Annotated in this window: 11 protein-coding genes; 4 read left to right on the top strand and 7 right to left on the bottom strand. The window is 69.9% G+C overall.

The window, feature by feature from the left end; genetic code table 11:
* From ACV4UX_RS12665 to ACV4UX_RS12655, 3 genes are all read right to left on the bottom strand, one after another.
* Nucleotides 1-1055: benzoate/H(+) symporter BenE family transporter (locus ACV4UX_RS12665; protein WP_491593641.1), on the bottom strand; the 1055-nt coding region annotated here is incomplete at its 3' end.
* A 176-nt stretch (nucleotides 1056-1231) separates the two neighbouring features.
* Nucleotides 1232-2821 (bottom strand): sensor histidine kinase, encoded by a 1590-nt coding sequence (locus ACV4UX_RS12660; RefSeq protein ID WP_491593640.1) that lies wholly within the window; start codon nucleotides 2819-2821, stop codon nucleotides 1232-1234.
* Complete coding sequence (locus ACV4UX_RS12655; protein ID WP_491593639.1) at nucleotides 2808-4046, bottom strand: HDOD domain-containing protein; 1239 nt, start codon at nucleotides 4044-4046, stop codon at nucleotides 2808-2810. Before ACV4UX_RS12655 ends, ACV4UX_RS12660 begins: the two co-directional genes overlap by 14 nt.
* Before the next feature lie 149 nt (nucleotides 4047-4195).
* Here ACV4UX_RS12655 and ACV4UX_RS12650 point away from each other — a divergent pair, with 149 nt between their 5' ends.
* Nucleotides 4196-4846 (top strand): precorrin-8X methylmutase, encoded by a 651-nt coding sequence (locus ACV4UX_RS12650; protein WP_491593638.1) that lies wholly within the window; start codon nucleotides 4196-4198, stop codon nucleotides 4844-4846.
* A 73-nt stretch (nucleotides 4847-4919) separates the two neighbouring features.
* On the opposite strand, the gene ACV4UX_RS12645 is transcribed toward ACV4UX_RS12650, so the two are convergent.
* The 4 genes from ACV4UX_RS12645 to ychF form a co-directional block, all read right to left on the bottom strand.
* Entirely contained in the window at nucleotides 4920-5336 is a 417-nt protein-coding gene (locus tag ACV4UX_RS12645; protein ID WP_491593637.1) for a hypothetical protein, read from the bottom strand.
* 7 nt (nucleotides 5337-5343) lie between these two features.
* A complete protein-coding gene (locus tag ACV4UX_RS12640) occupies nucleotides 5344-6219 on the bottom strand; it encodes a hypothetical protein (RefSeq protein ID WP_491593636.1) in 876 nt (291 codons plus the stop codon).
* Nucleotides 6216-7268, bottom strand: coding sequence for a hypothetical protein (locus ACV4UX_RS12635; protein ID WP_491593635.1), 1053 nt, complete (start codon nucleotides 7266-7268; stop codon nucleotides 6216-6218). Before ACV4UX_RS12635 ends, ACV4UX_RS12640 begins: the two co-directional genes overlap by 4 nt.
* Nucleotides 7269-7480: 212 nt before the next feature.
* Nucleotides 7481-8581: a redox-regulated ATPase YchF gene (ychF, locus tag ACV4UX_RS12630; RefSeq protein WP_491593634.1), complete on the bottom strand. Its 1101-nt coding sequence runs from the start codon at nucleotides 8579-8581 to the stop codon at nucleotides 7481-7483.
* 135 nt (nucleotides 8582-8716) lie between these two features.
* On the opposite strand from ychF, the gene ACV4UX_RS12625 reads away from it, so the two are divergent.
* The 3 genes from ACV4UX_RS12625 to ACV4UX_RS12615 all read left to right on the top strand — a co-directional run.
* Complete coding sequence (locus ACV4UX_RS12625; protein WP_491593633.1) at nucleotides 8717-10447, top strand: transporter substrate-binding domain-containing protein; 1731 nt, start codon at nucleotides 8717-8719, stop codon at nucleotides 10445-10447.
* Nucleotides 10444-11859, top strand: coding sequence for a sigma-54-dependent transcriptional regulator (locus ACV4UX_RS12620; RefSeq protein ID WP_491593632.1), 1416 nt, complete (start codon nucleotides 10444-10446; stop codon nucleotides 11857-11859). Before ACV4UX_RS12625 ends, ACV4UX_RS12620 begins: the two co-directional genes overlap by 4 nt.
* A gap of 377 nt (nucleotides 11860-12236) precedes the next feature.
* Nucleotides 12237-13112 (top strand): DASS family sodium-coupled anion symporter (locus ACV4UX_RS12615; protein WP_491593631.1); only part of this gene is annotated, 876 nt, incomplete at its 3' end.

The following is a 13112-nucleotide window of genomic DNA, read 5'->3' as shown; positions in this document are numbered from 1 at the left end:
GTGAGGCCCGAGGCGATGGCCCCGAAGAGCGCCAGCCCGGACACCACGGCGATGAGCGCGGGCGGCAGGGCCGTGAAAACGCCGGTAAGGGCCGCGCCGAACGCCCCCACCACCAGGTAGCACGCCCCGCAGACCACGGCGGCCACGTAGCGCCGGGAGGGGTCGGGGTGGGACTCGGGGCCGGTGCAGATGGCCGCCGTGATGGCCGCCAGGTTCACGCCGTGGCAGCCGAAGGGGGCCAGAAGCAGCGAGGCCAGGCCCGTGGAGGCCACCATGGGGCTGCCCGGTGCGTGGTAGCCGCTGGCGCGCATCACGCCCAGGCCCGTGGCGTTCTGGCCGGTCATGGTGACGAGGAACAGCGGCAGCCCCAGGCCGATCACCGCGCCCAGGCTGAACTGGGGCACGGTGAACACAGGGCGCGCAAGGCTGGCCGAGACGCCGGAGAAGTCCAGCCCGCCCGTGAGCCCGGCGGCCGCGAACCCGGCCAGCAGCGTGCACACGATGGCGTAGCGCGGCGTGAGGCGCTTGGAGGCCAGGTAGGCCGCGATCATGGTCCCGGCAAGGAGCGGCGCGGACTTCAGGAAGCCGAACACGTCCACGCCGAAGCGGAAGAGGATGCCCGCCAGCATGGCCGAGACCACCGGACGCGGGATGCGGTCCATGAGCGCCTGGAAGAGCCCCGTGACCCCGCACAGCGTGATGAGCGCCCCGGAGACCACGAAGGCCCCCACGGCCTCGGGATAGGGGTACGCCGCCCACCCGGCCGCCAGCACGGCCAGCCCCGGGGTGGACCACGCCGTCACCACGGGCTCGCGGGTGCGCAGGGAGAGCCAGATGCCCGTGACGCCGGAGCCCACGCAGATGGCCCAGATCCAGCTGGCCAGGTGGGCCTGGTCCAGGCTTGCGGCGCGCGCGGCCTGGAAGATGATGGCCGCGGGACCGCCGAAGGAGACGGCCACGGCCACCAGCCCGGCCGCCAGGGCGGAGACGGAGAAATCCCGCGCGAAGGAGCGGCGGGACGGGACGCGGGTGCTGGGTGCTGCGGCTGTGTTCATATGCTGTTGATCTTCATATCAAGATATCTTGATATGAGGCTTTAATGAACCGGCTCGCCTCTGTCAAGAGGAGAACGCAACGGAAGCGGCCGAAGGGACCGGTGCGCTCAGGAGGCCCGGAGTACGGCTTGGCCGCCAGGTCGGCAGGTCGACAGGGGCGGGCCGCCCCCCTCGCGCTACGCCGCCGGAACGCGGCCCGGCCTGTGCACCGGCAGGTTGAAGCAGAACACGCTGCCCTGCCCCTCGCGCGGGGGGTCCACCCAGATGCGCCCGCCGTGGCGCGCCACGATGTGGCGGCAGATGGCCAGCCCCAGGCCCGTGCCCTTGGGCTTGTCCTTGAGGGTGTCCTTGTGGGAGTGCTGGTGGAACTTGTCGAAGATCTTCTCGGCCTCCTCCTCGGAGACGCCGGGGCCCGTGTCTTCCACGCAGACCAGGAGCATGCCTGCCTCGTCCATGCCCGCCTCCACGAGCACGTAGCCCTCCTCGGTGAACTTGAGGGCGTTGTCCAGGAGGTTGATGAGCACCTGGAGGATGCGGTCGCGGTCGCCCATGGCGTCGGGGAGGTTGCGCGGCAGCTCCAGGCGCAGGTGCACGTGGGGCCGGTTCTCGATGCGCCCTTCCACGGCCATCACGGCGTCCGCGATCACCTCGGTGAGGCTCAGGGGCTCGTCGCGCCAGGGCATCTTGCCGGACTCGATGCGCGTCAGGTCCAGCACGTCGTTGATGAGCCTCGTGAGCCGCTCGGACTCCTTCTCCACGATCTCCAGGTTGCGCAGCAGACGCAGGGCTTTGGCGTCGCGCGGGTGCCCCTCGGGCGGCCGGAAGTAGCGCTCGAAGTCCCTGGCGATGAGCCTGGCGAAGCCCAGGATGGAGGTGAGCGGCGTGCGCAGCTCGTGGGACACCGACGAGAGAAACCCCGACTTGAGGCGCTCCAGCTGCTTGAGCTGCTGGTTGGCGGCCTCCATCTCGGCAACCTTGCGGAAGAGCGCGCGCGTGCGCACCTCCACCTTGGCCTCCAGGCGCTGGTTCAGGGCCTCCAGCAGGGTCTCGGCCTTCTTGCGCTGGCCCACCTCCTGCTCCAGGCGGGCCATGGCCTCCTGGAGCTCGCGCGTCTTGGCCCGGATGAGCCTGTCCTGGTTGTCGTTGACGGCCTTGAGGTCCATCTCGGAGTCCGCCAGGCGGTCGAGCTTTTCCTCCAGCTCGCGGTTCATCTCGCGGATGCGCCGGTGCAGGAAACAGCTCTCCAGGGCCTGGGCCGTGTTGCCCAGGAGGATGGAGAGGATGGTCAGGGTCACTTCGGAGAGTTCGGGGGCGGGCTCCTCCACCAGGGCCAGGAACATGCCCCGGGTGCGCGAGGCCGTGGTGAGCACGTGCAGGAGGCGCTTGGGTCCGCCCGACCCGGCGGGATCGAGCACGGCGCGCTTCTCGCGCAGGGCGAAGGCGAAGAGGCCGCGCTCCACGCTGGCGTCGGCCACGGCCTGCAGCTCGCGCCGCGCCTGGGGAGGGGAGGCCGTGGCCAGGCGGAAGCTGGAGTCGGCCTCGTCCACCAGCATGATCCCCACGGCCCGGAACGGCAGAAGGCCCTCCACCCGTTGCAGGCAGAGCTCCAGGATGGGTTCGGGGCCTTCCAGAGCCATCATGCTCATGGAGAAGTCGGAGAGGGCGGCGGCCTGGTCCAGGGCGGCCAGGGCGAAGCGGCTGGTCTCTTCCAGATGCCGCGCGCGGGGATCGTCAGGGCAGGCTTCGGGGGCGTCAGCTTGTTCCATGGCCGTTCAGGAAGATGGCTTCAAGTTGAACGAACTGGTCATCCACGCGGCAGAGCACGGCGTCGGCCACGCCGGGGGGCGCGCCGAGGCGGTCGAAGGCCGCCTTGTCCAGGGGCATGAGCACGCTCTGGCCCGAAGACCCCAGGGCCAGGGCCTCGGCCAGGAAGTCTGCGGCGTGCACGATGGCCGCGTCGCGCTCGTCGGCGCACAGGGAGGGCTCGTGATGGCAGCGGGCGGCCTCCACCAACCCCGGGGGGAGCTTCCAACCCGACAGCAGGGCCGCGCCGGCCTGGCAGTGGTCCGCGCCAAGGGCCTTGCGCTCGGCGGCCACGAGGCTCGCGCCCACGGAGCGCACCTCCTGGAGCGCGCGGCGCACGCGGTCGGGCTCGCACTGGATGAAGAGCAGCAGGCCCACGTCGTGCAGGAGCCCGGCCACGAAGAAGCGCTCCGTGTTGGGCATGCCCAGGGCCGAGGCCAGGGCGCGCGCGGCGCAGGCGCAGGCCAGGCTGTGCCGCCAGAACTGGCGCACGTCCAGGATGTCCTGGGGCACGTGGGAGAAGAGATCCATCACCGACATGCCCAGGGCCAGGGCCGAGAGCTGCTGCACGCCGATGACCGTGACGGCGCGCGTGATGGTGTCGATGCGCTGGGGGAAGCCGTAGAGGGCGCTGTTCACCAGCTTGAGGAGCCTGGCGGCCAGGCCCGGATCGGTCTGAATGATGGCGGCGGCCGTGGCCGGGGAGGTGCCCGGGTCGTCCATGGCGCGCGAGAGGGCGGCCAGCACCTCGGGCATGGCCCCCAGGGCCTGGTTGCAGGCGGCCAGGGCCGCCACGTCCAGGGGCGGCAGGTCCGCGCCGGGGCGTTCGGCCAGGGGCTCGCTGGGGGGCCTGAGCACCTCGCGCCCCTCCTCGAGCATGCGGGCGATGCGCGGCACGCAGAGGCGGAACACGTCCTGGACGAAGGGATGGGTGAGGTCGTTGCGGGCCAGGCGTCCGGCGGCCACGTCCTGGGCGCGCGCTGCGAGTTCCCCGGGGATGTGGTCCCCGGCGTCGGCCAGGGTGGGCTGGCGCTCGCCCTGCACGGCCACGGCGGCCACGCCCCAGGACTTGAGCACGCTGATGGCCCGGTCGGATAGGCGCATGCCGGAGCCCATGAGCAGGCGTCCGTTGACGTCCCGCACCGGCTGGGCGAGCACGAGGCCCGGTTTGAGGTCGCTCACGCGCATGAACCGCTCCGTACGCCAGGCGGTCGCGCCGTGGCCCCGATGGATCGGGGTCGAATTCAGACGATCGGAGTCGTTTTGTCAAGGGCTGCGCGGCGTTTGCCGGACAAGGGGCCTTGGCGTCGGGGCCGGGAAGGCGTAGGCTCCAGCCCATGGACACCCCCCGTCTCCTCCAGACCGCCGGACCGGCGGACATCGAACGGCAGAGTTTCGCCATCATCGACTCCCTCGTGCCCGAGCCGCGCCCCTTCGAGGGCGCTCAGTGGGAGGTGGCGCGCAGGCTGGTGCACACCTCGGCGGACTTCGAGATGCTCTCGCTCCTGCGCTTCTCCCCGGGCGCGGTGCGCGCGGGCGTGGCGGCGCTGCGCTCGGGGGCCGTGGTGGTCACGGACACGCGCATGTGCCAGGTGGGCATCCCCGGGCGCAGGCTCGATTCCCTGGGCAGCCGCAGCGTGTGCTACATGGACGACCCGGACCTGGCCGTGCGCGCCAGGGAGCAGGGCGTGACGCGCGCCCGCCTGGCCGTGGACGAGGCCGCGCGCCTCTCGGGGCCGGTGGTGTTCGCGGTGGGCAACGCGCCCACGGCGCTTCTGCGCCTGATGGAGCTCATGGACGCCGGGCGCATCGCCCCGGAGCTGGTGGTCGGCATGCCGGTGGGCTTCGTGAACGCGGCGGAGTCCAAGGCGCTGCTCATGGCGCGCTCCGACGCGCCCTGGATCGCCATCGAGGGCCGCAAGGGCGGCTCGGCCCTGGCGGCGGCGTGCGTCAACGCCCTGGCCGAGATGGCCCTGCGGGCGGGATGAGGGGCAGACGGCTTGGGCTGGTTCAGGGGCGCGCAAAGGGCAGGATCATTCAGGCTGAGTCCATCAGGCAAGATTACGTTTTACGGGTCGTTTTTTTCTTGCCCACCTCACAAGACCCGGGGACGAAATCCCAGCTTGCGCTAATGCCACCCGGCTCTTCTTTTTCCAGAAGCTGTTCCAGAAGTCGATTATTAAGTGTCCACCCCATGGATGTTCGAAAGCCGAAACCATGCGTCGCCGGATCGATACCCAAGGATTCCGTCAACCGTCTGGCCGAGAGATTGAGCAGGGCGCTTTCGCAGACCAGGGACGACTGGGACGGCCATGTGGAAAGGGACGAGGGTGTTATAGCACACAGAGGGTTCATGGCCCGTGCTTGGTACTGGCGGCTAAACTGCGCGGACATGGCGCTACTCTCTGCAGCCTCGCCCGCCGTGGGCCTCTTGCAGGACAAGGAGATCGAAAGGAGTTTTTCGGCGAATTCAAGCACCTTGCGATCAATATCCTCCCCCCCCCGGAGCCGGTTGTTTGGCATGGCCTGCGCCGAGCAGCCCGGCATCACCTGGGGAAGGCGCATGCTTCTCAAAGAACGCCCTCTGATCCGCATCTTTCGAATCCCATACTGGCATGAAGACACCGGGCAAGGACTCCCTCAGCGCCCTCAAGACACAGACCGGGAGGTCGCGAAGCCACGGCCTGAAGCGTTCGGACCAGAATTCCGGCGAGCGGGGATAGGCCTCGCCCATCATGGCCGCCATCTCTTCCAGGATCGACGGGAAGCCTTCCTTGCCCTGCCAGGCCTTCTCAGCAACCACAAAGCCCCGGACCAGCCTGCTCACGTCCACTTCACCGGATGAGGCTTCCTTCAAAGTGATGTCGCGCGGCATCCACAACAGCCCCTGCCATCCGGCCAGGGCGTCCTCCCGGGTCGGGATATTCAGCTTCTCGAACCACTTTTCCGCCAGGGAGTCATCCGTCTGCTGGAAAGCCAGCGCCCGCAAGGCATGCTGCTCCAGCGGGCCTTGCCCCACCTCTGCCAGCACGGACTTGACCGCCTCGAACAGCTTCTCGTTGGCGGGCACGTTCCCGGCCAGCTCCAGCAGTTGCTCCCACCAGGTACGGACCGGCGCGCCGCCAGGGGGGCCGAGCACAACGACCTCGGCCAGGACGTCAGGAAGCTTCCTGTACGTCTCCGCGCCCTCGCGGCAGTGGTTCAGGCTGAGATAGAGCGTCTCCGCGGAGCCTGCGTCCGCCCCCAGCAGGGGCAGGCCGTCTCCGGCAAGCAGAAGCCTTAGGCTCCTGGCGTCGCGCTCGCGCACGGCCGCAGCCAATCGGTGGCAGGTGATGGAAGCGCTGCTGGCTGGCTCGCTCATGGAAAGTGCCTCGCAAACCACTGGGCATCGGATGCCGACGGGTTTTTGGACCTCATTCGCAGTATATGCTGATTGCGCAAATGCGCAAGCGCTCCAGAAGGCAACGTGTGCTCCGTAAGCCAAAGAACGTCCCCGGTGCAAGCGTTCTGACAGGCCTGCCCCTCCAGCGGCGGATGCACAACCTCCCGGCAGGGCGACAACTCCGGATCCAGAGGCATGGTCACCCCGTGAACCGATCCCGGCGGCGACGGGCAGTGGCAGGCGTTCAAGTTGGACTCCACCATGGTGGGGCGCAGCACCGGGAAAACGCTGTCCAGGCGGTAGCGGAACACCAAGAGTCGCGCTCCGGCCTCCAGATGCCCAAGCCCCAGGGACTGGCAGATTCTGAGCGCATCCCGCGCACGGAGAAAGTCGTCGACCTCCTCGGCGAAACAGGCCCACCAGGGAGGCCTGTTGGCCCCCAGCGCGTCGCACAGGGCCCTGGCCAGGGCCTTCACCGTGTCCGGCCCCTGTTGCACGGACTGCGTGGCCACCTGGTCGACGAACGTCTGGAACGCGCCCGGTTCGACGCCCCGTCCGCCCGGCGGCGCAAGTCCCAACTCCGAGCGGATGAAGCGCAGGATTTGCGGATCGCTCGCCGCGCCGCGCGTCGACCGGTAGAGCCCCGCATTGAGCGATTCCACGTGGACCAGCGTGTTGAACCCGGCGGGCCTGCCCCTTCCCGCGCTGGCCGCGTTGAAGAGCCTGTAAGGAGCGGCGGACCTGGACGCATTCACGGGGTCGAACGGCAGACAGACATGGGCCTTGAAGTACTCGCGCATCCCCGCGATCCAGGAGGCAACCGGCGAGAGCGTGTAGCCCTCGGCCGGGGAGCCGCCGGGCACGACGACCTCCTGCAGGAGATGGTCCTCCCAGCCGGACGAGACCCTGTGGTCCGCCCGCACATTGGAGGCCAGGCAGGGCTGGTATTCATCCGCGCTGGCGCGCAACCGATCTAGCATATCGGCCCAGGGGTGTTCCCCGGCAGGCCTGTCGAAGCAATACAGCATGGCCGCAAGTAGAACGTTTTTGCGTCATGCGCAAGAACGGCCAGGCGCGCCATACCGGGGCGGCGTGCGTCAACGCCCTGGCCGAGATGGCCCTGCGGGCGGGGTAGACCCGGGAACGGCGGGCAGGGCCGGGAAGCTCCCGCCCCTTCCCCCGGTCGCGACAACCGCCGCGCAACCCGGGGCGAGGGAACCCCGCCCCGGCGCGGAATCGGCTAGACGTTGAACAGGAAGTGCATCACGTCGCCGTCCTTGACCACGTACTCCTTGCCCTCCTGGCGCAGCACCCCGGCGGCGCGGCAGGCCGCTTCGGTGCGGTGGGCGGTGTAGTCCTGGTAGGCGATCACCTCGGCGCGGATGAAGCCCCGCTCGAAATCCGTGTGGATCACAGAGGCGGCCTTGGGGGCCTTCCAGCCCTGCTCGATGGTCCAGGCGCGCACCTCTTTCGGGCCCACGGTGAAATAGCTCACCAGCCCCAGCACGCCGTAGCCCGTGCGGATCACCTGGTCCAGGCCGGAGCTCTCCACGCCGTAGGACTCCAGGAACTCCGCGCGCTCGGCGTCGTCCAGGGCGGCCATCTCCTCTTCCATGCGCGCCGACACCTTCACCACGGGAGCGCCCGTCTTTGCGGCGTGGGCGCGCACGGCCTCCACGGCCGCCGAGTCGGCCTCCAGGCCCGCCTCGTCCACGTTGGCGCAGTAGATCACCGGCTTGGCCGTGATGGGCGCGAGCTCCGCGTAGAGTTCGGCCATGGCCCCCTCCTCGCGGCCCTCCAGGGCCGAGGCGGGCAGGCCTTCCATCAGGTGCGCCAGGAGCTTTTCCGCCACGGCCAGCTTGGCCTGGTGCTCCTTGCCCGCCCTGGCCTGCTTGCGCAGGCGGTCCATGCGATTCTCCAGTGCCTGGGCGTCGGCCAGGATCAGCTCCGTCTCGATGACCTCGATGTCCGTGAGCGGGTCCACCTTGCCGTGCACGTGCACCACGTCGTCGTCCACGAAGCAGCGCACCACGTGCAGAATGGCCTGGGTCTCGCGGATGTTGGCCAGGAACTTGTTGCCCAGGCCCTCGCCCTTGCTCGCGCCCTTCACCAGGCCAGCGATATCGGTGAATTCCACCGTGGCGGGCAGGGTCTTCTGGGGCTTGGCCAGGCTGGTCAGGGCGTCCAGGCGCGGGTCGGGCACCGGGACGACGGCCTTGTTGGGCTCGATGGTGCAGAAGGGATAGTTGGCGGCCTGGGCGTTCTGCGCCCGGGTGAGGGCGTTGAAGAGCGTGGACTTGCCCACGTTGGGCAGCCCGACGATACCTATGGAAAGGGGCATGGCGTCACCTTGGCTTCTGGGGATGCGCTCCGGGGGGCCGGAGACGGGTCGCGCGGCTCATACACCGCCTCGCCCCGGGAGTCCAGCGCCCCCCTTGGCGCGGCGCGCCCGCTCCGCTATAGGCCGGGGAACGCCATGAACCACGCCGTCCCCCTTCTCCTGGCCGCCCTGCTGGCGGCCCTCGCGCTCCCCGGCCCCGCCCGGGCCGCCGACCCCATCCCCCAGGCCGAGGTGCCCGGCGTGAGCCGCCCCGTCATCGTGGGCGGCGACCGCGACTACCCCCCCTACGAATTCCTCGACGCCAAGGGCCAGCCCGCGGGCTACAACGTGGACCTCACCCGGGCCATCGCCGAGGTGATGGGCCTGCGCGTGGAATTCCGCCTGGGGGCCTGGAACGAGATGCGCACCGCCCTCAACGAAGGCGGCGTGGACATCCTCCAGGGCATCTCCTACTCCGAGGAGCGCCTCAAGGAGGTGGACTACGCCCCGCCCCACACCACCGTGAACCACGCCATCTTCGCCCGCCGGGGCGCGCCGCCCGTGGACTCCCTGGAGGGCCTGCGCGGTACGCGCGTGGCCCTGCACAAGGGCGGCATCATGCACGACACCATCCGCCAGATGGGCTTCGAGCACGACCTCGTCTTCAGCGACACCCCCGCCGACGCCCTGCGCCTGCTGGCCTCGGGGCGCTGCGACTACGCCGTCACGGCCATGCTGCCGGGCATGTACATCATCCGCGAGAACCACCTGGACAACCTGGAGGTGGTGGCCCGCTCCGTGGCCACGGTGCGCTACGGCCACGCCGTGCGCAAGGGCGACGACCTGCTCCTGGGGCGCTTCAGCGAGGGCCTGGCCATCCTGGACCAGACCGGCAAGTACGAGGAGATCCGCCAGAAGTGGCTGGGCGTGCTGGAAAACAGGCCCATCAAGTGGAGCGAGGCCCTGCGCTCCATCTCCCTGGTGCTCGCGCCCATGGCCGCCCTGCTCCTGGGCTCCATGATCTGGACCCACACCCTGCGCCGCCGCGTGGCCGAGCGCACCCGCTCGCTCTCCAGCGCCCTGGACCAGCTGCGGCAGAACCAGCGCCAGCTCCTCCAGGCCGACAAGATGGCCGCCCTGGGCACCCTGGTCTCGGGCGTGGCCCACGAGATCAACAATCCCAACGGCCTGATCCTGCTCAACCTGCCCATGCTCCGCAAGGTCCAGGCCGACACCGGGCGCATCCTGGAGGAGTACCGCGAGGCCCACGGAGACTTCACCCTGGGCGGCATCCCCTACGAGCGCATGCGCCAGGAGCTGCCCGTGATGCTCGAGGAGATGCAGGAGGCCGCCGTGCGCATCAAACGCATCGTCAACGACCTCAAGGACTTCGCCCGACGCGACGAGGGCGCGGGCTCCGAACTGGTGGACGCCAACGACGCCGCGCGCAAGGCCCTGCGCCTGGTGGAGGCAGCCCTGCGCAAGGCAACGCGCCACTTCACGGCCTCCTACGCCCAGGACCTGCCCACCGTGCGCGGCTCCAGCCAGCGCGTGGAGCAGGTGCTCGTGAACCTGCTGCTCAACGCCTGCCAGGCCCTGCCCTCGCCGGACCGGGCCATCCGCCTGGAGACCCGCGCCGAGGACCAGGGGCGCTCCGTGGCCCTGGCGGTGCAGGACGAGGGCGTGGGCGTGGACCCCGACGACCTGCCCCACCTCACCGACCCCTTCTTCACCACCAAGCGCGCCACCGGCGGCACGGGCCTGGGGCTTTCGGTGTCGGCGGGCATCGTCAAGGAGCTGGGCGGGAGCATCCATTTCGAGTCGCGCCCGGGGCAGGGGACCACCGTCACCGTGCGCCTTCCCGCCGCGCCCGAGGAGGCCGAATGAACACCCAGAGCCCCGCCTTCAAAATCCTCCTGGTGGACGACGAGCCCGCCTGGCTGCGCTCCATGGCCCTCACCCTGGAGTCCTCGGCGGGCTACACCAACATCCTGGCCTGCCAGAGCGGCGAAGAGGCCCTGGGCATCCTGGAACGCGGCGAGGTGGGCCTGGCGCTTCTGGACCTGACCATGCCCGGGCTCTCCGGCGAGGAGCTGCTGGCCCTCGTGGGCGAGCGCCACCCCGAGGTGGCCTGCATCATCGTCAGCGGGCTCAACCAGCTCCAGAGCGCCGTGCGCTGCATGAAGCTCGGAGCCTGGGACTACTTCGTCAAGACCGACGACGAGGACCGCATCGTGGGCGGCGTGCGCCGCGCCGTGCGCATGCTGGAGCTGCGCGAGGAGAACCGCCTGGCCCTCTCGCGCCTTACCGCCGGTGGGCCTGCCAACCCCGAGGCCTTCGCGGGGATCATCACGCGCTCGCGCGCCATGCTCTCCATCTTCGCCTACGTGGAGGCCGTGGCCCCGAGCCCCCAGCCGCTCCTGGTGACGGGCGAATCGGGCGTGGGCAAGGAGAACCTGGTGCGCGCGGCCCACGCCCTCTCGGGGCGCTCCGGGCCGCTGGTCTGCGTCAACGTGGCCGGGCTCGACGACGCCATGTTCGCCGACACCCTCTTCGGCCACGTGCGCGGGGCCTTCACCGGCGCGGACGCCCCCCGCAAGGGCATGGTGGGCGAGGCCTCGGGCGGCACGCTCTTCCTGGACGAGGTGGGCGACCTCTCCGTGGCCTCCCAGGTGAAGCTCCTGCGCCTGCTCCAGGAGGGCGAATACTTCCCGCTGGGCTCCGACCAGCCCCGGCGCAGCAACGCCCGGGTGATCGTGGCCACCCACCGCGACCTGGCCGCCCGCGAGGCCGCCGGGGAGTTCCGGCGCGATCTCTACTTCCGCCTGCGCACCCACCACGTGCACGTGCCCGCCCTGCGCGAGCGCAAGGAGGACATCGAGCCCCTGCTGCGCCACTTCCTGGCCGAAGCCGCCCGCGAGCTGGGCAAGCCCGTGCCCACCCCCCCGCGCGAACTGGCCGGACGCCTGGCCTGCTGTCCCTTCCCCGGCAACGTGCGCGAACTGCGCGCCATGGTCTACGACGCCGTGAGCGTCCACCCGGGCCGCACCCTCTCCATGGCCGCCTTCGAGAAGACCATCTGCCAGGAGCACGGCCAGCCCGCCTCCCCGGGCGAGCCCAACCCCTTCGCCAGCTTCGAGCGCCTGCCCAGCTTCTCCGAGGCGGCAAGGCATCTGGTGCAGGAGGCCATGGCCCGCGCCGGGGGCAACCAGACCCTGGCCGCAAGGCTCCTGGGCATCTCCCAGCCCGCCCTGAGCAAGCGCCTCAAGGCCATGCGCGAGGCCAACGGGCAGGACTGAGCCGCGCCCCCGCGCGGGCGACGACGCACCGGCACAGGGCGCCGTCCCTGGCCATGGTTCCGCGAGGCCCATAACCTCCCTCATGGGCATTCCTCCGGGAAAGCGCATCAACACGCCGTATTCTCACGGCTTTTCTTCGCAGCACCCTGCGACCATAGCCCAGGTTATCCCCCTTCGCGCAGATTTGATTCGTTTCCTGGCCAACATCAGCCAATTATTCCGGCATGTTGGCGACAAACGCACCCTTTGGCATCATCCCTGCTTCCGCTCCATCGGGCGGGGCAGCATCCCTCCCTCGACTCCTTTCCCGGCCGCGCCCAGGCCCGCGCGCTCCGGGGCATCCACCGTCCGGGCCGAAGCGAACCCAAGGAGGGATCATGTCCGTGAACATCAAGGCGATCGTCCCGCTGCTGGCGGGCGTGCTGGTCTGGCTTCTGCCCGCGCCCGCGGGGCTCTCGCCCCAGGCGTGGACCTATTTCGCGCTCTTCGTGGCCGTTGTGGCGGGGCTCGTGCTGGAACCCATCCCGCCCGCCCTCACGGGGCTCATGGGCGTGACGGCGGCCGCCGCGCTCCAGCTCATCCCCTCCGCGCCGGGCAAGGCCGCCACGGCGGGCAGTTCCATCAACTGGCTGCTCTCGGGCTTCTCCAACTCCACGGTCTGGCTCATCTTTGCGGCCTTCATGTTCGCCATGGGCTACGAGAAGACCGGCCTGGGCAAGCGCATCGCGCTTACGCTCATCAAGCTCATGGGGCGGCGCGCCCTGGGCCTGGGCTACGCGGTGGCCCTGGCCGACCTGGCCCTGGCCCCCTTCATGCCCTCCAACACGGCGCGCTCGGGCGGCACCATCTACCCCGTCATCAAGAACATCCCCCCCCTCTACGGCTCCACGCCCGAAAACAACCCGCGCGGCCTGGGGGCCTACCTCATGTGGACGGCCCTGGCCACCACGTGCGTCACCTCGTCCATGTTCCTCACGGGCCTGGCCCCCAACCTGCTGGCCCAGTCCATGGTGGAAAAGACCGCCAAGGTGGCCCTCACCTGGAACGACTGGTTCGTGAGCTTCCTCCCCGTGGGCGTGATCCTCTTCCTGATCACCCCGCTTCTGGCCTACGTGCTCTACCCCCCCAGCCAGAAGAAGTCCGACGACGCCCCCGTGTGGGCCGGCGCGGAACTCGCCAAGCTGGGCGCGGTGAAGGGCAAGGAGTCGAGGGAGGGATGCTGCCCCGCCCGATGGAGCGGAAGCAGGGATGAT

The sequence above is a fragment of the Fundidesulfovibrio sp. genome (assembly GCF_058402725.1).
Note: the sequence above shows the minus strand (reverse complement) of the source record. Positions and strands in the feature narration are given on the sequence as shown.